This is a genomic window from Achromobacter deleyi, from assembly GCF_902859705.1.
In the GTDB taxonomy this organism is placed as follows: domain Bacteria; phylum Pseudomonadota; class Gammaproteobacteria; order Burkholderiales; family Burkholderiaceae_B; genus Achromobacter; species Achromobacter deleyi.
Genome location: NZ_CADIJO010000019.1, coordinates 88,025 through 107,250, shown reverse-complemented (window position 1 = coordinate 107,250; position 19,226 = coordinate 88,025). Strand labels below are relative to the sequence as shown.

General features: G+C 64.7%; 18 protein-coding genes. 8 read left to right on the top strand and 10 right to left on the bottom strand.

All coding sequences use genetic code 11. The features are described 5' to 3' along the window. Nucleotides 1-1,273: 1,273 nt before the first annotated feature. The gene (locus HV798_RS31735; RefSeq protein WP_246289081.1) at nt 1,274-1,657 is read right to left on the bottom strand and encodes a hypothetical protein; all 384 of its coding nucleotides are present in this window, start codon (nt 1,655-1,657) and stop codon (nt 1,274-1,276) included. A gap of 130 nt (nt 1,658-1,787) precedes the next feature. Between HV798_RS31735 and HV798_RS23535 the strand changes: the two genes are divergently transcribed. After that, nucleotides 1,788-2,735: a LysR substrate-binding domain-containing protein gene (locus HV798_RS23535; RefSeq protein ID WP_025139490.1), complete on the top strand. Its 948-nt coding sequence runs from the start codon at nt 1,788-1,790 to the stop codon at nt 2,733-2,735. Between the two features lie 50 nt (nt 2,736-2,785). Here HV798_RS23535 and scpC read toward each other — a convergent pair whose 3' ends face one another. Further along, nucleotides 2,786-4,303: a succinyl-CoA:acetate CoA-transferase ScpC gene (gene scpC / locus HV798_RS23530; protein WP_175194590.1), complete on the bottom strand. Its 1,518-nt coding sequence runs from the start codon at nt 4,301-4,303 to the stop codon at nt 2,786-2,788. 125 nt (nt 4,304-4,428) lie between these two features. Between scpC and HV798_RS23525 the strand changes: the two genes are divergently transcribed. Continuing rightward, a complete protein-coding gene (locus HV798_RS23525; RefSeq protein WP_175194588.1) occupies nt 4,429-5,352 on the top strand; it encodes a LysR family transcriptional regulator in 924 nt (307 codons plus the stop codon). A gap of 162 nt (nt 5,353-5,514) precedes the next feature. Then, a complete protein-coding gene (locus HV798_RS23520) occupies nt 5,515-7,941 on the top strand; it encodes a DUF3772 domain-containing protein (RefSeq protein WP_025139493.1) in 2,427 nt (808 codons plus the stop codon). A 31-nt stretch (nt 7,942-7,972) separates the two neighbouring features. Here the strand turns inward: HV798_RS23520 and HV798_RS23515 are convergent, their stop codons facing one another. The 3 genes from HV798_RS23515 to HV798_RS23505 form a co-directional block, all read right to left on the bottom strand. After that, nucleotides 7,973-8,695, bottom strand: coding sequence for a hypothetical protein (locus HV798_RS23515; RefSeq protein ID WP_175194586.1), 723 nt, complete (start codon nt 8,693-8,695; stop codon nt 7,973-7,975). Nucleotides 8,696-8,741: 46 nt separating this feature from the next. Continuing rightward, entirely contained in the window at nt 8,742-9,215 is a 474-nt protein-coding gene (locus HV798_RS23510; RefSeq protein WP_029954239.1) for a hypothetical protein, read from the bottom strand. A gap of 461 nt (nt 9,216-9,676) precedes the next feature. Beyond that, complete coding sequence (locus tag HV798_RS23505; protein WP_175194584.1) at nt 9,677-10,090, bottom strand: hypothetical protein; 414 nt, start codon at nt 10,088-10,090, stop codon at nt 9,677-9,679. 122 nt (nt 10,091-10,212) lie between these two features. Between HV798_RS23505 and HV798_RS23500 the strand changes: the two genes are divergently transcribed. Continuing rightward, nucleotides 10,213-10,503, top strand: a complete 291-nt coding sequence (locus HV798_RS23500; protein ID WP_175194581.1) for an antibiotic biosynthesis monooxygenase family protein — start codon at nt 10,213-10,215, stop codon at nt 10,501-10,503. A 12-nt stretch (nt 10,504-10,515) separates the two neighbouring features. Here HV798_RS23500 and HV798_RS23495 read toward each other — a convergent pair whose 3' ends face one another. The 5 genes from HV798_RS23495 to HV798_RS23475 form a co-directional block, all read right to left on the bottom strand. After that, the gene (locus HV798_RS23495) at nt 10,516-11,136 is read right to left on the bottom strand and encodes a 3'-5' exonuclease (protein ID WP_175194578.1); all 621 of its coding nucleotides are present in this window, start codon (nt 11,134-11,136) and stop codon (nt 10,516-10,518) included. 3 nt (nt 11,137-11,139) lie between these two features. Beyond that, nucleotides 11,140-11,364 (bottom strand): DUF1653 domain-containing protein, encoded by a 225-nt coding sequence (locus HV798_RS23490; RefSeq protein ID WP_025139499.1) that lies wholly within the window; start codon nt 11,362-11,364, stop codon nt 11,140-11,142. Between the two features lie 127 nt (nt 11,365-11,491). Continuing rightward, entirely contained in the window at nt 11,492-12,961 is a 1,470-nt protein-coding gene (locus HV798_RS23485; RefSeq protein ID WP_175194575.1) for a methyl-accepting chemotaxis protein, read from the bottom strand. A gap of 472 nt (nt 12,962-13,433) precedes the next feature. Continuing rightward, complete coding sequence (locus tag HV798_RS23480; protein ID WP_175194573.1) at nt 13,434-14,141, bottom strand: glutathione S-transferase; 708 nt, start codon at nt 14,139-14,141, stop codon at nt 13,434-13,436. A 104-nt stretch (nt 14,142-14,245) separates the two neighbouring features. Continuing rightward, nucleotides 14,246-15,328, bottom strand: a complete 1,083-nt coding sequence (locus tag HV798_RS23475; RefSeq protein ID WP_175194570.1) for a GlxA family transcriptional regulator — start codon at nt 15,326-15,328, stop codon at nt 14,246-14,248. Nucleotides 15,329-15,452: 124 nt separating this feature from the next. On the opposite strand from HV798_RS23475, the gene HV798_RS23470 reads away from it, so the two are divergent. From HV798_RS23470 to HV798_RS23455, 4 genes are read left to right on the top strand one after another with little or no spacing between them, the layout of a single operon-like run. Then, the gene (locus tag HV798_RS23470) at nt 15,453-16,508 is read left to right on the top strand and encodes an ABC transporter substrate-binding protein (protein WP_175194568.1); all 1,056 of its coding nucleotides are present in this window, start codon (nt 15,453-15,455) and stop codon (nt 16,506-16,508) included. 16 nt (nt 16,509-16,524) lie between these two features. Beyond that, nucleotides 16,525-17,574 (top strand): ABC transporter ATP-binding protein, encoded by a 1,050-nt coding sequence (locus tag HV798_RS23465; RefSeq protein WP_175194566.1) that lies wholly within the window; start codon nt 16,525-16,527, stop codon nt 17,572-17,574. Then, nucleotides 17,571-18,419, top strand: a complete 849-nt coding sequence (locus HV798_RS23460; RefSeq protein ID WP_175194564.1) for an ABC transporter permease — start codon at nt 17,571-17,573, stop codon at nt 18,417-18,419. The genes HV798_RS23465 and HV798_RS23460 overlap by 4 nt, the downstream gene beginning before the upstream one ends. Further along, complete coding sequence (locus tag HV798_RS23455; protein WP_175194561.1) at nt 18,416-19,207, top strand: ABC transporter permease; 792 nt, start codon at nt 18,416-18,418, stop codon at nt 19,205-19,207. Before HV798_RS23460 ends, HV798_RS23455 begins: the two co-directional genes overlap by 4 nt. Nucleotides 19,208-19,226: the final 19 nt, after the last annotated feature.

Genomic DNA, 19,226 nt, shown 5'->3' with positions numbered 1-19,226 from the left:
AAAGGGTCGAGTCATACGTCGCTACTCAAAGGAAGTGAGGTATGTTCTTAAACTTGACGTCTAAGGTACTTCACTTCTAGTGAGCACTTGATTTCATTGTGCTTGTGACCGGAGTCACTCTGCACTCGCATCAAGCGCCCACACTTATCGGTTGTTTAATTGTTAAAGAGCGGTACTGCTAAATTCTGTACTTCCTACTGCTATCTGCCCTCAACTTCGGCCAACTTCGCTTTCGCGTCGTCACTGTCGTTGCAGCAGAGAAACGAGATTATGAAGAAGTTTTTATCGTTTGTCAAGTCAGCTTCGTTTCGCTTTAAAACTTTCGTTTTTCAACTCAACTTCACCGCCCTGCCTTACGACCTCTTCAGGCCTCGCCCTAGCAGCTATCGAAACACCAGGGTTAACCCTAACTTTTCGGCAACTGCCAAGCCTGAAACTATAACACAACTTTTGCAGATTATGCAACCGGCTTTTGCCTAATTTGCATCCTATCTTGCAACCCCGCCATCCGGTGAATCACTTCACTTTCCAGCAGCCCCGGGAAACCCCAGAGGTTGGTCACCGCCCAGTCGGCTAGTAACTTGATTCAGATCACCCTACCGGGTAAACCCTGATTCGCTGTCACCAGCCAAGCCCAAGACTATAGCACAATTTTTGCAGATTGTGCAACTGGCTTCTGCCTGATTTGCACCCTCTTTTGCAAAACCCGCTGACTGCTGGTTCGAGAATCAGGTCACAAACTACTGACCCGCTCATCGCCTTGGAGCCCTGCGGCAAATCCGTTCACCTAAGTGGCCAGATCCGTTGCACTTGCTTGGCCTCGCTGTTCACAAAACTGCTTGAACTGCGAAGGAGCGAGACTATAGCACAGATTTTTGCGTTGTCACGCGCCGGAAGCAAAAACCTGCGTATCGGCCGCAGGGCATGCGCCACCAGGCTGATCCCGCCGTGGATCGGCGCTATCGATTCGGGCGTGCGCTACAGCAGCGGGCTGTAGCAGCGCTCTATATAGAGAAGCGCTTTCCAAGAGGGCGCTCCCCGCAAAGATGCCCTCTTCCTGCGCGCTCTATATAGACATGGGCGCCCAACCGCCCATCTGGACAAGCGCCCTGGATGGGAGTCCTCTATGGAAAGTCACCTATATAGATAGCAGGGCGATGCGGCATTTCCCTATCTATATGGATAGCAGCACGACGCGCCATCTCCCCTATCTATATAGGAGAGGGCGGAAAGGACGCCACCGTGCTTGCCAGCCGCCCGACCGGACAGACGCTCACCAGCGCAGATTGTCGATAGAGGTGATCCGCTTGAGCGCTTGTTCGCGGGTGGTCTCGTTGACCAACCATTGCGGGGCGCCGACGTCCTTGAGCATATGGGCGTCCATTTCGTCCGCCAGGTTGCGCAGGACGGCCTCGGCCCGCCGTTGGCGATAGGCGCGCCACAGGCGACTGAGGATGCCGCCGCGCGATGCGCTTTGCGGCTCGGCCTGAGCGGTGACCGTGGCAGGCGCCGCAGCGGCCAGTTGGACCTCGGGGGACGCCGGCTGGGGACGGGCCGCCCCCGAGCTGCCGATCGCAGCGCTGGCCACAGCGCCAGTCGCAGCACCAGTCGCAGCACCAAATGGCGGGGAAATAGAGAGGCAGGTTTGCGCGGACATGGTTGGGCTCCTTGGCTTTATCCGTTTTGGTAAGCGTAGTCGCCCAATATCCGTCTGAAAATCGAATTGTTTTACCCATTACGGTCAGTTAATCTAACCAAATGCGATTCCCCCCTATGAAAGTCCGCCCATGCGCCTGCCTTTGAACACCCTGCCCGCCTTTCGCGCCGTCGCCGAGCTGCAGAACCTGCGCGCGGCCGCGGACCGGCTGCACCTGACGCACAGCGCGGTCAGCCAGCAGATCAAGGGATTGGAAGAGCAATTGGGCTTTCCCTTGTTCGAGCGCAGCGGGCGCGGCATTGTGCTCAATGCCGCTGGCGCGGCACTTCTGTGCAGCGTGCAAAGCGCCATGGCGTTGCTGGACGAAGGGCTGATGGCGGCGTCCGCGGCGGCCAGCGGCAGCGCGCAGCGGATGCGCGTGTCGGTGTTGCCGTCATTTGCGCAGCGCTGGCTGTTGCCGCGCATGGCGCGCTGGCATGCCCAGCATCCGGGCCTGTCGCTGGAAATCGAGACATCCCAGCAGGTCGTGGATCTGCTGCGCGACGGTTTTCATGCGGCGTTGCGGTTTGGCCGCGGGCCCTGGCCGGGCGTCGAATCCGAACCGCTGTTCGATATGCCCCTGCCGCTGATCGCCTTGACGTCCCCCGAGACGGCGCGGGCCTTGCCGGACAACACGCCCGAAACGCTGGCGCGCCAGCCGCTGCTGGGCGAACGGGACATGTGGCAGCACTGGTTCGCCGCGGCTGGCCTGCGGGTGCCCGTTACGCCGGTGGCGACCTTCAATGACGCAGGCATGATGCTGCAGGCGGCGGAACAGGGGCTGGGTATCACGCTGGGACGTGAATTGCTGGCGGCCGACGCGATCTGCGCAGGCCGGCTGGTGCAGGTGTCGCCCGTCAGCGTGCACTACGAACAGGCGCAGACCTATCACCTGGTCTACCGGCCCAGCCTGCGCGACTGGGCGCCACTGGTGGCGTTCAAACAGTGGTTGCGCGATGAGCTGGAGCGGTCGAGCAAGACGCTGGTGACGCCGGCGCGCCACGAGGCCGCCCAGGCCGCGCAAGAAAAAAAGGGGTAAAGCGGCCCGGCTTTACCCCCAACTGCGGCGGCAGTCAAACCGCGCCGGACTCAGGCAACCTTGCGCTCGGCGGACGGCGCCGCGCGCATGCTGTCCGTTTCGTTGAAACGCTGGTGCCAGGAAAAGGCTTCTTCCAAGAGATGCGGCGTCTGGCCGCCGCGTTGGCAGGCGCGATCGAAGTAGTCCTGCAGCGCGTCGCGGTACGACGGATGCACGCAGTGCTGGATGACGGCGCGGGCGCGTTCGCGTGGCGCCAGGCCGCGCAGGTCCGCCAGGCCGCATTCCGTGACCAGCACGTCGACATCGTGCTCGGTATGGTCCACGTGCGACACCATGGGCACCACACTGGAAATATCGCCGTTCTTGGCCATGGACTTGGACACGAAGATCGCCAGGTGCGCGTTGCGGGCGAAGTCGCCCGAGCCGCCGATGCCGTTCATCATGTGGGTGCCGCCGACATGGGTGGAATTGACGTTGCCGTAGAGGTCGAATTCCAGCGCCGTGTTGATGGCGATGATGCCCAGGCGCCGCACGATTTCCGGTGCGTTGCTGATTTCCTGCGGGCGCAGCACGATGCGTTCGCGATAGTGCTCGATGTTGGCCAGGATCTTTTCATACACCGGCTTGGACACCGTGATGGACGAGGCCGACGCGAACGCCAGCTTGCCCTGGTCCAGCAGTTCGATGGCGCTGTCCTGCAGCACCTCGGAATACATGGTCAGGCCATCGAAATCCGACGACTCGAAGCCATGCAGGACGGCGTTGGCGATGGTGCCGATGCCTGCCTGCAGCGGCAGCAGCGAATTGGTCAGGCGCCCTGCATCGACTTCGCGGCGCAGGAAGGCGTTGATGTGCGCGGCGATGGCATTGGTTTCGGCGTCGGGCGGCAAGGCGTTGGACGGGCTGTCCGGTTCTTGCGTGATGACGATGGCGGCGATGCGGTCGGGGTCCACCTGGATGAACGGCTGGCCGATGCGCTGGTCGGCCGACACCAGGCCGATGGGCTCGCGCCCCGGACGGTCGCCGGGCACGTAGATGTCGTGCAGGCCTTCGATGGCCGCGGGCACGCCCAGGTTCAGTTCGATGATGACGGTGCGCGCCTGCTGGGCGAACGAAGCCGAATTGCCCACCGACATGGTGGGCACGATGGCGCCGGTTTCGGTGATGGCGGCGGCCTCGATGATGGCGACGTCGATGGGGCCGATATGGCCCGCGCGCAATTGCTCCGCGGTCTCGGACAGATGCTGGTCGATGAAGGCGATGTCGCCCTGGTTGATCTTGCGGCGCAGCGTGGTGTCGACCTGGAACGGCATGCGACGCGCCAGCGCATTGGCCTGCGCCAGCATCTTGTCGGTGTCGTGGCCCAGCGAAGCGCCGGTGATCAGCGTGATCGACAGCGGCTCGCGCTCTGCCCGGCTGGCCAGGGCCGCGGGCACGGACTTACAGTCCCCGGCGCGGGTGAAGCCGCTCATACCGACGGTCATGCCGTCTTGGACCAGCAGGGCCGCCTGTTCGGCGGACGTGATCTTGGCGCGCAGCCCAGGGTGACGGATACGGTCGAGATGCATGGTGTCTCCAGATTTTTTTCGCAGTATAGGAAGGCCTCGGCAAATCTCGTAATGACTTAAAATCATTCAATCCAGTCGTTTTTTTCATTGTTTGAATGTTCCGCGTCTTGCAAAGGAGTTGAGCCTTGGACGTGCGCGCCCTGCGTTATTTCGTGGAAACCGTCCGGCACGCCAGCTTTACGCAGGCGGCCAAGGCGCTGTTCGTGACGCAGTCCACGGTCAGCAAGATGATTCGCCAGCTGGAAGAAGAAGCCGGCACCGCGCTGTTGGTGCGCGACGGCCACACGGCGCGGCCCACCGATACGGGCCGCGTGATGTACCAGCGCGGCCTGCAGGTGCTGGAAACCATGCGCCAGCTGACCGAGGAATTGCGGCAGACCGCCGATCTGCAGCGCGGGGCGCTTGAGGTCGGCATTCCGCCTATGATCAATCTGCTGTTCACGCCGGTGGTCAAACGCTTTCGCGAACTGCACCCCGGCATCCACCTGACCCTGCGCGAGGGCACGGGCCGCGCGGTCGAAGACCTGGTGGCCGGCGGAGAACTCGAAGTGGGCGCCACCATCTTGCCCGTCGCGCCCGACAGCGGCCTGGCCGTGCAGGCCTTCGGCAGCTATCCCATCTGGGTGATCGGGCCGCCAGATGCCGCCTGGGCGGGCAAGACGTCTCTGCCGCTGAGCGCGTTGCGCGACACCCGGCTGTTGATTCCCACGGACGATTTCGCCATGACGCGACGGCTGCGGCAGGCCTTTGCCGACGCCGGGATGCAACCCGGCATCGCGGCCCAGAGCGCACACTGGGACTTCCTGGTGGCGATGGCCTCGGCCGGCCTGGGCGCCGCGCTGCTACCCGAGCCGCTGATGCAGTGGATGAAGACGCGCGGCCTGAGCACCGCCAAGCTGGCCAAGTCCGGACTGCAATGGGAAGTCGGCCATATCTGGCAGTCCTCCGGCTATCTTTCCTACGCCGCGCGGGCCTGGCTGGCCGTGTGCGATGAGGTCCTGGGCAAGCCTCGCCGGACGGCCGCCGCCAAGCGCACGTCCCCGCCTTGATGTCTGGGTCTATCTGGCCCCATTTCCCCTGCCAGATGGACGATCCGCAGCATCGCCGATGCCACGAAATCTATCAGGGACAGTGCTGAGTTTTTGTTGCAACGGTCCCGTCTGCGGCTTGTTATGCTGCCGCCTCGACGCGAGCAAATCGCCCCAAGAAAAATGACCCCGAACCTGCAACACCCGCCTTTGCGCGCCGCCCGGCCGCGCACGCTGTCCTTTGCCGCGCTGATCGCCGCCCTGCTGCTGGCGTTCTGCATGGGCCCCGCCTTCGCCGCGGCGCCCGCGGCCCCCGCCGACACCGACGCCACGCTGGCCAATGCCCGCAAGCAGCTCGATGACATCCGCAAGCGCGTGCCGGATGAGACCGACGATGCCAACCTGCTCAAGCAACGCGGCGACGTGCAGGACATCCAATCCAAGGCCGATGCCACCGCCGATGCCCTGACGCCACAGTTGGCCAGCGTGACGGCGCGCCTGAGCGAGTTGGGCGCCCCGCCCGACGGCGTCAAGGAAGCGCCCGACGTGGCGGCGCAGCGCATGCAGCTGGAAAAGAACAGCCGCGCCCTGGACGCGCAGATCAAGCTGGCGCGGCTCTTGTCGGTGGATGCCGCGCAGACCGCCGAGCAGATCTCGGGCCTGCGCCGCACGCAGTTCCAGGCACGGCTGGGCGAGCGCCGTGATTCGTTCCTGTCCAGCCAGTTCTGGGCGGAGTTCCGCGAGGAATTTCCCGGCGACCTGGAACGCCTGGTGGCGCTGCGCGATGACCTGACCACCGCCGTGGGCCAGACACCCAAGGGGGGCTGGCTGCTGTTGGCCGTGGCGGCCGCCGTGGCGATCGCGCTGCGCATCTGGATCGGGCGCGTGCTGCTCCGGATCACGGCGACCCGGGTGCCGCCCGGGCGGCTGCGGCGCTCGTTCCTGGCCGTCGCCTTGCTGGCGTTGGCCGTCGCGACGCCCGGCGTCATCGCCGTGCTGATCCACACCGGCCTGGACTGGAATTCGCAGCTGTCGGACAGTACCGGCGCGCTGCTGGCCAACCTGGTGGCCACGGTGTGTTTCGGCGGCTACGTGTCAGGCCTGGGCTACGCGCTGATGTCGACCAACCGGCCGTCGTGGCGCCTGCCGCCCATTACCGACGCGGTCGCGCAGCGCCTGCGCTGGCTGCCCGGCGTGCTGGGCGTGCTGGTCGTGATGATCTGGCTGGCCGAACGGCTGCCCGTGCTGCTGAACGCCAGCCTGACCACGACCATCACCCTGACCGGCATCGTGTCCGTCTTCGTCATGCTGACCATGGCCGTTGCGCTGTCGATCGGCCGGCGCCTGCGGCGCCAGGCGCAACAGGCAGACGCCGCGCCGACGCCCTTCTGGATCTCGTTGCTGCTTACGGCGATGGGTACGGTGCTGGCGATCAGCCTGGCCAGCCTGCTGGCCGGCTATGTGGCCTTTGGCAGCTTTCTGACCAAGCAGGTGCTGTGGGTCGCGATCATCCTGGCCTCGGCCTACCTGCTGTCGACCCTGATCGAAGACGGTTTCAGCACCCTGCTGGGGACGTCGCACCGCGACGACAGCGAAGGCCCCAGCCTGCGCGACCAGGCGGCGGTGCTGCTGTCCGGCGTGGGCCGCGTGGCGGTGGGGCTGTTGGCGGTGATCCTGCTGCTGGCGCCCTTCGGCGAAGGGCCGATGGACCTGCTGCAACGTTTTGACCAGTTGCGCAAGGGACTGGCCATCGGCGAAGCGCAGATTCGCCCGGGCGCGGTGTTGCAGGCGTTGCTGGTGCTGGCGGTATCGCTCTTGAGCGTGAAGATGCTCAAGCGCTGGCTGTCCAACCGCTACCTGCCGACCACCGAGCTCGACCCGGGCATGCAGTTGTCGGCTGCCACGTTGTTCGGCTATGCGGGCTTCGTGCTGGCCGTGGCCTTGTCGCTGTCCGCGGCGGGCATCGGACTTGAACGGGTGGCATGGATCGCCAGTGCGCTGTCGGTGGGTATCGGTTTCGGCCTGCAAGCGGTGGTGCAGAATTTTGTCTCGGGCCTGATCCTGCTGGCCGAGCGGCCGGTCAAGGTGGGCGATTGGGTGTCGCTGGGCGGCGTCGAGGGCGACATTCTGCGTATCAACGTGCGCGCAACGGAAATCCAGATGGGTGACCGTTCCACGGTCATCGTGCCGAACTCGGAATTCGTGACCAAGACCGTGCGCAACGTGACGCGTTCGAACCCGCTGGGCCTGGTGCAGATCAAGCTGCCGCTGCCGCTGTCAACGGATGCGCAGCGTGTGCGCGAACTGATCCTGCAGGCGTTTGCCGATCACGAGGATGTGCTCGATACGCCGGCGCCGAATGTGTTCCTGGATGGCATCGAAGGCGGCAACCTGGTGTTCAACGCCAAGGGCTATGTGTCGTCGCCACGTTCGTCGTACGGCGTGCGCAGCGCCTTGCTGTTCACGTTGCTGCAACGGCTGCATGACGCCGGGCTGGAGGTATCGTCGCCCCCCACCATGCTGCTGGCCTCTGCGCCGCAGGCCACGGCCTTGCAAGCGCCTGCCGCTGAAGGACCGGGCGCCACGGCCGCGCCAGCCGCCACGCCCTGATCCTTTGCGCATCGGTTCGCCGGACACGATGTCAACCCGGCGAATAGAAGTCCACCAGCCCTTGGCGATCCATCCGCGGATTGCGCAGCGGCGGCGAGTTGGACATGGAGTTCTGCACCGACAGCACCGGATAGGCTTGCGCGGCGACAGGCGCAGGCGGCGGCGCGTACTGTGCCGTCTGCATCGGCGGCTGAGCGGGCGCGATCATGGCCTGCGGCGCGGCGCTCGCGGGCGCGGCCTGGGCCACGGTCGGATTCTCGAAGCGGTGGTCTGCCGTGGTCAGCGACGGATTGGTGCACAGGCCCTGGGCGGTCAACGCCGCCTTGGTGCGATCGTCGGTCTGACACAGGATGTCGACCGCGGCCGTTTCCAGCCTGCGCGAGCGATCCGGGTCCTTGGTCGACGCGGCGGCCTGCATGGTGCGTTCGAAGTTGCGGCGCAGGCTGCATTTGGTGTCTTCGACCGGAAACGCGACGTTCATGCCGAACCCTACGACTGAACCGCCGCCGCCCGCCGACACCATGCAGCTGTCTGACGAGAACGAGCCGTAGAAGCTCTGCGCGCCAATCGGCGGCGCCGTGCGCAAGGTGCTCGAGCCGCTATTGTTGGAGTTAAGCGTAATACCCTGGTTGTTGCCGGCGTTGGTGGACCCCGATGACGCCGAGGTCGTCGCAGCCGAAGAGCTGGTCTGGGCGTTGGCCGAGAACGCCACCAGCGACAGCGACAGGGATAAGGCAAGCGCAATGGTTTTCATGATGTCCTCCAGCCGGACGGCCGAGGCCGTCCGGGTTGCCTGCTGCTCAGTGACCGAACCCGCCCATACCGCCCACGGGACCGATGCCGTGAATCGACGCCGTGGCGCCGATCGCCCCCGCATTGAACGTGCCCGTTGCCGAGGCGTTCGTGGTGGTGCTGCCGAACGTGGCGCCGCCGTTGGCGACACTGTCGCCCACCATGATCGGCGCATTGCCGGTGATATGGCCGTACGTCTCGCTGGTGGCGTACTGCCGGGTGCTCGTCACCACGTTGGTGCCGTCCTTGTCGAACGTGCCGCCGGCGCTGGCGACGCCGCCCGTCTCACCGAACGACGTCTGGTTCGATGAGCCATAGCCGTTGATCTGAGTCGACACCACGGAAGTGCCCGTGGAAACCGACGAGACCGTTCCGGTGATGGTGCCGACATGGCCCGATGCGGAAATGCTGGGGCTCGGCCCGCCCGCGTAGGCGGAGAACGCGACGAAGGACAGAGTTGCGACTGCTGCGAGCTTTTTCATTTGAGCTCCTCCTGATCCGTTTCATGCGGATGAACAGGTGCCGGTGGCCGACCGGCGCGGACCTTTACCACCCCGACGCAGTACGCCCTTACGGCAACGTGACGCTTGGGACTTTTGTATTGGTACGGAATGATTGCGCCGCACTAAGGATGTCGATATCGGTTAAACGGGCGACCGGTCCCTAGAGAGTGGGGAAGAAGACGTAAAAGATGTCGTGGAATCTGCGAGCACCGCGCCGCGGGCCATGCGGATGGACGAGGCGGGACGCGCCGCGCAAGAAATTGCTGCGGCGCTTCTCAACTCTAAGGATGGGTCGACGGGCCGCGCCCTCGCGCAATTAACCTAGCGCGCACGGCGGCAGGCCGAGCGGTGACAGCCGTTAGGCTGACTGTCAGGATGGACGGAGCAAAGCCGTATCACGACTGCAGAATCGCCTGACGCCGTGGGCAGCGGACTCGGGATCAGGCCCGCGAGTCCGCACCGATGCGCCCGGCCAGGCAAGCCGATTCGCGCCGCACCAGCGCGAGGTCCACCGCGACGAGCAACAACAGCACGCCGCACTCGGCCAGTTCCAGCCGGGCCGACAGATGGTAGCTGGCCAGGAGCGCGATGCCCGCCCCGCCGGCCAGCAAGCATGGCCAGACGGGCGCCAGCCCCTTGGGCGGGATGCCCTTGGCGCGGCTCAGCCCCAACCAGGCAATCAGCGGCAGGCCAAGCATGGACAGCGGCACGTAGATGGCGATGGCCGACAGCACGGCGGCCACGCTGAACTGGGTTTGCGAGGCCAGCGCCATGACGGCGAGCGCGGCGACCGCCGCGTACCACAACAGGCGAGCAACGATCAGGCGCGGCAGGGTGACAGCTTGTCGGTTCATCGAAATGGCGGGGGGCCGGCAGGCCGAACCTGCTGCCCGCCCGGCGACGCGAGGGGAATTTTCAGCCATACTACTCCGCCCGACCGGGCCCTGCCCGGCCCCTTTCATCCGGAGACACCATCATGATCCAGGAGATCGCCAGCATTCATGTCCGTGAAGGCCAGGAGGCGCTGTTCGAGGCCGGCGTGGCGCAGGCCAAACCGCTTTTTCTGCGCGCCCGGGGTTGCCATGGCATGGAGCTGTACCGCAGCATCGAGCAGCCGCAGCGCTACACGCTGGTCGTAGATTGGGAAACCGTCGAAAACCATATGGTGGATTTCCGGGAATCGCCCGATTTTCAAGAGTGGCGCAAACTGGTGGCGGGCTTCTTCGTGGAACCGCCGCAGGTACATCACGAACAGAAAGTGGTCTGAAAACGGGCGGCGTCAGTCTGACGCCGCCAGCCTTGAACTGGCCGCCAGCGCCACGGCAACCGTGGTGCGCACGTCGGCCAACGCCCGGTGAGTGGGTTCGGATGCCCCCACATGCCGCGCCAGCACATCCAGCTTGTGCGAGGGCAGTTCCGGCCAGGCCCGCCGAGCCAGCGCCAGCGTGCAATGGGTGGCATTGGCGAACGGCATGCCGGTCTGCAACGCGGCCGCTTCCAGGAAGCGGCGGTCAAACGACGCATTGTGGAAAAACACCGGCAGGTCTTCGACGAACTCCAGGAACCTTGCAAACGCCTGCGCCACGGGCAGGCCCTGGCTGTCGACTTCGGCTTGGGTGATGCCGGTCAGCCGCGAAATGAAAGGCGGCACCGCGCCGCGGGTGCGCACCACTTGTGCATATTCCCGTTCGGCGGCACCGTCCAGTCCCACGCGGACTGCGGCGAATTCCAGGATCTCGCAGCTCGCGGTCGACAAACCCGTGGTTTCCAAGTCGGCCACAATGAACGGGCCGCGCAAGGCGTCCAGCGCCGCGGACACCGCCGCCGACGGCGGGCGAGCGGCGCCGGCAGGCCGGGCCGTGGTGCCCGGCTGACGCGTCCTGCGGTAGTAGAAGGCCACGGCCTACTCCGCCGCGCGCAGCGGGGCAAAACGCGGCGAGCCGTCGGCCAGCTGGCCGAAAAACAGGTCGGCCGGCCGCACCCACAGGCCGCGGGCGTGCGGCCAGAGATGCTCGTAGACCACCATCGACTCTTCCGTTTCGGAATGGCGGGCGGTATCCACATAGCGGTACAGGCCGCCCTTGTAGTGGCGATGGGTGGCAAGAGCCAGGGCTTCGGATTCGGTCATTGAAGATTGCCGCAAAAAAAGCACGGCCCGGGCGGGGGTTTCCTGCCTGGGCCGACGGGTTCAAACAAGACCGTATTTATAGCGCACTCGGGCGGCCGGTGGCGCCGCCCGAGTGCTCACCGAGTACTCAGTACCGCACGTATTCCAGCACGGGCTTGGGCGGCAGCGGCGTATTGGCGGCCGGACGGGCCCGCACGGACGGCGCCACCGGCTTGACCGCCGGTTTCAGGATGGCGTGGCCGCCATGCAATTCGTGGGCGGCCTGCAAGGCGGAGGCCGCCTCGGCGGTCATCTGGGTGATGTCTTCGGTCACTTCGCCCAGCTTCCCGGATTGGGCCAGCGAGACCTCGACGACTTCCCCCATGATTTCCGTCACGCGGCGCGACGAGGCCACGATGTCTTCCATGGTGGCGCCTGCCGATTGGACCTGGCTGGCGCCGTTTTCGATCTGTTCGACCGAGGTCGTGATCAGCCCTTTGATTTCCTTGGCCGCAGCAGCGCTGTTCTGCGCCAGGCTGCGCACTTCGGCGGCGACGACGGCAAAACCCTTGCCATGCGCCCCCGCGCGTGCGGCCTCGACCGCGGCATTGAGCGCCAGGATATTGGTCTGGAACGCGATGCCGTCCATCACCCCGATGATCTCCGAAATGCGTTTGGAGCTGTCGGTAATGGCGCTCATGGTGCGCACCACGCCCTGCACGGTCTTGCCGCCTTCTTCGGCGACCTTGCAGGCGTCCTGCGCCAGGGTATTGGCCTGGCTGGCGCGCTCGGCATTTTCGGTCAGCCCCTGAACGGCCACACGCAGGGTCTGGGCGGCGGTGAAACGCTTGGTGATGTCGGTGGCGAATTTCACGACTTTGAACGGCCGGCCTTCGGCGTCGAAAATCGGGTTGTAGCTGGCTTCGATCCAGACCTGGCGGCCATTCTTGCCGATGCGCAGGTATTGGCCGGTATCGTGCTGGCCCCCGCGCAGTTTTCGCCAGAAATCCTTGTAGGCCTGGCCGCGCGCCTCTTCGGGCAGCACGAACATGCTGTGATGCCGGCCCACGACCTCGTCTTCGCGATAACCCACGGCATTCAGGAACAGGTCGTTGGCGCGAATGATGGTGCCGTCCAGTTCGAACTCGATAATGGCCTGCACCTTGGAAATGGCTTCGAGCTGGCCCTCGGTATCGGCCTGGCGCTGTTGCTGCTCGGTAATGTCGGTGGCGTACTTGACCACTTTGAAGGGACGATTTCGTTTGTCGAAAATCGGGTTGTAGCTGGCCTGCAGCCACACGTCCGAACCGTCCTTGCGCATCCGCCGATAACGGCCCGCGTCATGCGCGCCCTGCCCCAGCCTTTGCCAGAAATCCAGATATTCGGGGGATTCACGCTCGTCAGGATCGACGAACATGCGGTGATGCTGCCCCAGCACCTCGTCCAGTTCGTAGCCCATGGTGTCCAGGAAATTCTGGTTCGCCATCAACACGTGGCCTTCGAGATCGAATTCGATAACCGCCTGCGCCTTGTGGATGGCCGCGATCTGGCCATACAGGTCCGCTTTCTGCATACCGCGCTCGCCACGGAGCAAGCGGTTTAGGGTAAGCCATTGCATGTTGACATCTCCTGCCAGTGGATGGGACGAGTGTTCTGAAACGGATAAAGAAACGGCGGCTTATCTGAAGCAGACTGCTTGGCGCGTCCCAACAATCAGGCAGTGCACGCCGCGCCGCATGCACACGCTTGCCTGCATATCCGTCGCTACCGCAGCGACGGCAGGTCAGTGAATACAGAGAAAACGGAAGAATGTATCCAGTCGAAAATATTTAATCCTAAAAATCAGGCGTTCTCAATATTTTCAGAAGACGGTTACTGAAAAAAGTTTCACGACGTTTCTTTATTACTCGCAAATTCAGCATTAATTCAACTGCGACATAAACCGCAATACATGGCGACGTCAGGGTTAATACGCATCCGTCTCGTATTTTCGAATGCCTGGCGGTAATAATGAAAAGGCCGCCTCGATGGCGGCCCTATTTATTTAACTCGTGAATAAAAATGGCGTCGGATCGAAAACCGATGGGGGTTTATTCCGCGTCCAGTTCCCGATAGTGGCGGAATATGCCTTCGCCAAAAGGCAGGCGCCTGCCGCTGGCGAAGTAAGGCTGCAGCGTCGGCAGTTCCGCCACACGCCGATGCAGGGCCATGATGTTGGGAGATTTCACGGCCTGGGTGCCCATGCGCTTGGGAAAGGCGTACAGCAGGCCATCGATCAGGTGGAACAGCGATAAATCCGCGTAAGTCCAGCGCTTGCCCCCCGCCAACCAGGCATCCGGCCCGGCCAGCACCCCTTCGAAATAACCCAGGAATTTGGGAATGCGTTCTTCGCGAAAACTGCGCGCCCGACGAGCCGCTTCTTCTTTCTGGTCTTCGTAATAATCATTGGCGGAAATCGGGTGATGGGTATCGTGCGCCTCGGCCACCATGTCGGCGATGGTCAGCTGCAACTGGTTCACCCACAGGCGGCCTTCGACGCTGTCCGGCGCCAGGCCGTGTTTTTCGCCCAGAAACAGCAATATGTTGGCGGTCTGCGCCAGCGTCATCTTGCCGGCGACCAGATACGGCGGCGCGAATGGCGGATGCTTGCGGTCGGACAGCATGTCTTTGAGCAGTGCGTTGTCACCGCCGGGTTCGCGGGCCCGCTCGCGATAGGCAATACCACCCGCCTCGAGCGCCAGACGCACGAACTCCCCCCGTCCGGGGATGCCGTCCCAATACCAAAGATCGTAGGTCATGCAGGTCTCCTTCGAAACGCAATGCCAGTACCTGCCCATACTAAGGCAGGGGTCCGTCATGCTGATGACGGCGCGGGGCCGCGCGGTTTCGGGAGGTAACCGGACTAGGCGGGGAAGACGCTGATTTCGCCGTCGACCTGTGCGGCCTGGCGTCCATGTACCTGTTGATACTGGCGCGGCGACTGGCCAAAATGGGCACGAAAATCGCGCGAAAAATGCGCGCCATCGGCAAAGCCGCAATCCAGGGCAATCTGCGTGATGCTGCAGGCATTATTCAGCAGCAACCAGCTGCCATATTCCAGGCGCAGTTGCCGTTGAAACGCCATGGGCGACATGCCCGTGGCCAGGCGAAAGGCTCTTTCCAGCTGCCGGCGGCCTACGCCGACATAACGCGCAATGGCATCCAGCGGCGGCGGATTGTCGATGCGCTGTTCGATGAAATGCGCGGCCTGGCGCACCCGCACGTCCTGGATACCCGAAAGGTCGGTGCGGAAATGCGCTTGCGGCACACGGCCGGGCCGCGCCCCTTGCAGCATCATGTGGCGCATCGCCTGCTGCGCCTTGTCGCGGCCGCAGTGGCGCGCCACCAGGTACAGGCCCAGATCGATCGCGGCAGTCGACCCCGCGCAGGAAATCAGATCGCCTTCGTCCACGAACAGCCGGTCGACCACCGCACGGGTCTGAGGAAAGCGCTCACGAAAGGCCTCAAGCACATTCCAGTGCACGCAGACCGTGCGCGGGCCGATCACGTCGGCCTGCGCCAAGGCGAAGGTGCCGGTGCAGATGCCAAGCAGGCGTACCCGCTGCGCAGCCGCCAGCCGCAGCCAATCGCGCAGCGGCTCGGGCATGCGGCCGCTGGAATAGTCGTTGCCGCCGCAGACGGCGATGTAGTCGAACTGGGTCGGGTCGTCGGGCAGGCCCGCGGCGACGTCGATGGTCAGGCCGGCGCTGGAACAGCGCGGCTTGCCGTCCCAGCTCATCACACGCCAGGCAGTGTGGATCTGCCGGCTGCGCCCGCCGTGGTCGCCCGCCAGGCGCAGCACGTCCACGAAACCGGCAAAGGCGGCCAGCGTGAATTGGTCCAGCAGCACGAGGCCGACGGTCAGTGCGGGTTTCCCCGGGGGCAGCAGGTCTTCGCCGTCTTCATAGGAGAGCGGTGCGGACGAAGGTGGCGCGGCGACAGTCATGACGCAATTATTCAAGTTTATGTCCCGCGCCTTCAAGCTCGTTTTCCCGAGCATCGCCCAAGATGTGGCTGTGGTACTTGAGTCAATGATTCGCGGATCGACAAATCTACAAGGGGAATCCGACATGGCAACACACAGCCGCAGCGCGCTGGGCGCCGCAGTACTGGGTGCGGGGCTGATCCTGGCGTCGCAGGCAGCGCTGGCGCAGCAGCAGAAGATCACGGTCGCCTGGTACGGCGGCAATTGGGGCGATGCCTTCCGGGCCTGCGTGGCGGACCCGTATACCAAGGCGACCGGCGTGACCGTCGTGCCGGAAGTCGGCACGTCTACCACCACGCTGGCCAAGCTGCAGCAGCAGAAGGCCGCGCCGACCATCGACGTGGCCTGGATGGACGGCGGCATCAGCGAGCTGGCGCAGCAGGCCGGCGTGCTCGATGGGCTGGACCCGGCCGCCGTGCCCAACCTGAAGAACGTGATAGACCAGGGCGTGTATCGCGACGGCGCATCCGTATTCGCGGTCAGCACGGGTTATTACTCGCTGGGCATCACCTACAGCACCAAGGAAGTGACCCAGCCACCGACCAGCTGGAAAGACCTGTGGAAGCCCGAATATGCAGGTGCGGTGGCGGTGCCCTCGCCCGCCAATTCGTCCGGCGTGCCATTCATTTTCTTCCTGGCCCGGGTCTGGGCGATCGATCCGTCGAACCTGGGCCCGCTGTATGCCAAGCTGGCGTCGCTGGACACCGCCCTGTTCTTTGACAGCTCGGGCGCGGCCACCAACGCCTACCAGAGCGGCGAAGCCGTGATCGGCGCGCACTTCAACGTGGGCGCCTGGGACCTGATCGACAAGGGCCTGCCGATCGGCTTCACGGTGCCCAAGGAAGGCGTCTGGGCGACCGACGCGCGCCTGCACCTGGTCAAGGGCGCGCCCAACAAGGCTGCCGCGCAGAAATTCATCGACACCGCCCTGACGCCGGATGCCGCCGCCTGCCTGGCCACCCGCCTGTACCTGGGCCCGGCCGTCAAGGACGTGCAGGTGTCCAAAGACGTCGCCCGCAAGCTGCCCTGGGGCGCGGAAGGCTCGGTGAAGAACCTGAGCCTGTTCGACTGGAACATCATCAACGCCCGCCGCGCCGAGGTCACCGATGCGTGGAACCGGCAGGTTGCCCGCAAGCGCTGAGCAAGGTCCCGTTCCCATGTCCGCTTTGCTCACTATCGAAGGCGTGTCGATGCGCTTTGGCGCCTACCAGGCGCTGGACGGCATCGACCTGGCGATCCAGCAGGGAGAGTTCGTCGCCCTGCTGGGCCCCAGCGGCTGCGGCAAGACCACGCTGCTCAAGTCGATCGCAGGCTTCCTGAAGCCGGAGTCCGGCCGCATCCTGATCGACGGCCAGGACATCAGCCGCCTGGCCGCGCACCACCGGCCGCTGAACACCGTGTTCCAGAACTACGCGCTGTTTCCGCACATGACGGTACTGGAAAACGTAGCCTATGGCCCGCGGCGCCAGGGCGCGTCCCGGGCACAGGCCGCGACCCGCGCCCGGGACGCGCTGGACATGGTGGGGCTGGCCGATTTCGGTGCGCGCTATCCCCGGGAAATGTCAGGCGGCCAACAGCAGCGCGTGGCACTGGCGCGCGCCATCGTCAACCAGCCCAAGCTGCTGCTGCTGGACGAGCCGCTGTCGGCGCTGGACCTGAAGCTGCGCAAGCGCATGCAGCTTGAACTCAAGCACCTGCAGGCACGGCTGGGCATCGCGTTCATCTTCGTCACGCACGACCAGGAAGAGGCCATGACCATGGCCGACCGCGTCGTGGTGATGCACGCGGGCCGCATCGAGCAGGTGGGCGCGGGTACCGATATCTACCGGCGTCCGGCCTCGCAGTTCGTGGCCGAATTCATCGGCGACGCCAATTTCCTGGCCTACACCGCCACCGACGACGGCGCCCTGGTGCTGGACGCCCAGGGCCTACGCGTGCCGCACTTTCCGCAGCCGGCCGCCGCCCGCGGCCTGGCGGTATTGCGGCCCGAAGACCTGAAGCTGTGTGACGCGGCCGACGCGATGCTGACCGGCAAGGTGACCGACGTGATCAACGTCGGCAGCCACAGCATGATCCATGTCGACATCGGCGCGCAGACGCTGGTGGCGCGGCATGGCGGCATTGCCCCCACGGGGCTGCATGGCGGCGCCGAGGTGGCGCTGGCGTTTGCGCCCCAGAACCTGCACCTGATAAGCGGGCAGCCATGATGCGGCGCGCCTGGCTTTCTCCTGGCCTGCTGCTGGCAGCGCCCGTGCTGTTCTTCGCGGCGTTCTTCCTGGCGCCGCTGGCGGTGGTGGCGCTGGCCAGCGCCACCGGCGGGCCTGACGGGCTGACGCCCACGGCCGCCCAGTACCTGCGCGTGCTGGCCGATCAATACCACTGGGACGTGATCCTGGTGACGTTCAGGCTGGCCCTGTTCACGACGCTGGCCTGCCTGGTGCTGGGCTATCCGCTGGCCTGGTACCTGGTGCGCGTGGTGCGCTGGCAGGCTTGGCGCCGCGCCTGCGTGATCCTGCTGGTGGTGCCGCTGTTCACCAGCAACATCGTTCGCGCCTTTGGCTGGATGGTGCTGCTGGGCCGCAACGGCCTGGTCAACCAGGGCCTGATGGCCACCGGCGCGGTGGACCGGCCGATGCGCTTCATCGGCACCGAGCTGGGCATCCTGATCGGCATGGTCTATGTGCTGCTGCCCTTTGTGGTGCTGGCGGTGGGCAATGCGCTGGCGCGGGTGGACCCGGCCTGCGAACAGGCCTCGGCCGACCTGGGCGCCAGCCCTGCCGCGACTTTTTTCCATGTGACCTGGCCGCTGACGCTGCCCGGTGTGGTGTCGGGCGCGATCATTGTCTTCACGCTGGCGGTCAGCGCCTATGTGACGCCGGCGCTGCTGTCGGGCGGCCGCGTCACGGTGCTGTCGATGCTGATCTTCCAGCAATACAGCACGGTGTTCGACTTTCACTACGGCGGCGCGCTGAGCATGGTGCTGCTGGTCTTTACCCTGATCCTGGTGGCGCTGGCCAACCGCGCCGCCACCTTGCCGGGAGCCACGCGATGATCGCCCGCCACCTGATCCGCCTGATCGCGCTGGTTGTGCTGGCCTACCTGGCGCTGCCGCTCGTGGTGATCCTGGGCGCCTCGTTCACCGCCACGCCGTACCTGGCGTTTCCGCCGCAGGGCTGGACACTGGAGTGGTATCGCACGCTGTTGGTGGAAGCCGGCTACGTGGCCGCGTTCACCACCAGCACGGTGCTGGCGCTGGCCGCGACGGTGGCGGCGGTGCTGCTGACGGTGCCCGCGGCGCTGGCGCTGGCGCGCTACGAATTTCCGGGCAAGGCCGCATTGACGTCGGTGCTGATGTCGCCGCTGGTGCTGCCGCACATCGTGCTGGGCGCGGCGCTGTTGCAGTTCGGCGCGTACTTCGGGCTGACGCGCAGTTTCCTGTCGCTGTTGATCGGCCACATCGTGAGCATCGCGCCGTTCGTGCTGCGATCCACGTTGACGCTGCTGACGCCCGAACAGCGGGCGCTGGAAGAAGCCTCTGCCGACCTGGGCGCCAATCCCTGGACCACGTTTTTCCTGGTGGTGCTGCCGCAGATCCGCCCGGGCATCGTGACCGGTTCGATCTTCGCGTTCATCTCGTCGTGGATCAACGTGGAGCTGTCGATTTTCAACACCACCGCGGACCTGAACACGATCCCGGTGAAGCTTTTCAACTATGTGCAATACACGATTGATCCGACCATCGCAGCCGTATCGGGCGCCACGATCGTGGCTGCGGTCGTCGCCATCGTGATCCTGGATTTGACCGTCGGGCTGGACATGCTGTCCGAACGCGGCAAATAACTTTTCTCTTCTATCTACC

Bases quoted from the DNA above. Each gene is read 5' to 3' on its own strand.
- HV798_RS23505 (WP_175194584.1), bottom strand. From the start codon at position 10,090: ATGAACCGACAAGCTGTCACCCTGCCGCGCCTGATCGTTGCTCGCCTG.
- scpC (WP_175194590.1), bottom strand. From the start codon at position 4,303: ATGCATCTCGACCGTATCCGTCACCCTGGGCTGCGCGCCAAGATCACG.
- HV798_RS23475 (WP_175194570.1), bottom strand. From the start codon at position 15,328: ATGACTGTCGCCGCGCCACCTTCGTCCGCACCGCTCTCCTATGAAGAC.
- HV798_RS23460 (WP_175194564.1), top strand. From the start codon at position 17,571: ATGATGCGGCGCGCCTGGCTTTCTCCTGGCCTGCTGCTGGCAGCGCCC.
- HV798_RS23510 (WP_029954239.1), bottom strand. From the start codon at position 9,215: ATGAAAAAGCTCGCAGCAGTCGCAACTCTGTCCTTCGTCGCGTTCTCC.
- HV798_RS23500 (WP_175194581.1), top strand. From the start codon at position 10,213: ATGATCCAGGAGATCGCCAGCATTCATGTCCGTGAAGGCCAGGAGGCG.
- HV798_RS23520 (WP_025139493.1), top strand. From the start codon at position 5,515: ATGACCCCGAACCTGCAACACCCGCCTTTGCGCGCCGCCCGGCCGCGC.
- HV798_RS23455 (WP_175194561.1), top strand. From the start codon at position 18,416: ATGATCGCCCGCCACCTGATCCGCCTGATCGCGCTGGTTGTGCTGGCC.
- HV798_RS23515 (WP_175194586.1), bottom strand. From the start codon at position 8,695: ATGAAAACCATTGCGCTTGCCTTATCCCTGTCGCTGTCGCTGGTGGCG.
- HV798_RS23535 (WP_025139490.1), top strand. From the start codon at position 1,788: ATGCGCCTGCCTTTGAACACCCTGCCCGCCTTTCGCGCCGTCGCCGAG.
- HV798_RS23485 (WP_175194575.1), bottom strand. From the start codon at position 12,961: ATGCAATGGCTTACCCTAAACCGCTTGCTCCGTGGCGAGCGCGGTATG.
- HV798_RS31735 (WP_246289081.1), bottom strand. From the start codon at position 1,657: ATGTCCGCGCAAACCTGCCTCTCTATTTCCCCGCCATTTGGTGCTGCG.
- HV798_RS23465 (WP_175194566.1), top strand. From the start codon at position 16,525: ATGTCCGCTTTGCTCACTATCGAAGGCGTGTCGATGCGCTTTGGCGCC.
- HV798_RS23470 (WP_175194568.1), top strand. From the start codon at position 15,453: ATGGCAACACACAGCCGCAGCGCGCTGGGCGCCGCAGTACTGGGTGCG.
- HV798_RS23480 (WP_175194573.1), bottom strand. From the start codon at position 14,141: ATGACCTACGATCTTTGGTATTGGGACGGCATCCCCGGACGGGGGGAG.
- HV798_RS23490 (WP_025139499.1), bottom strand. From the start codon at position 11,364: ATGACCGAATCCGAAGCCCTGGCTCTTGCCACCCATCGCCACTACAAG.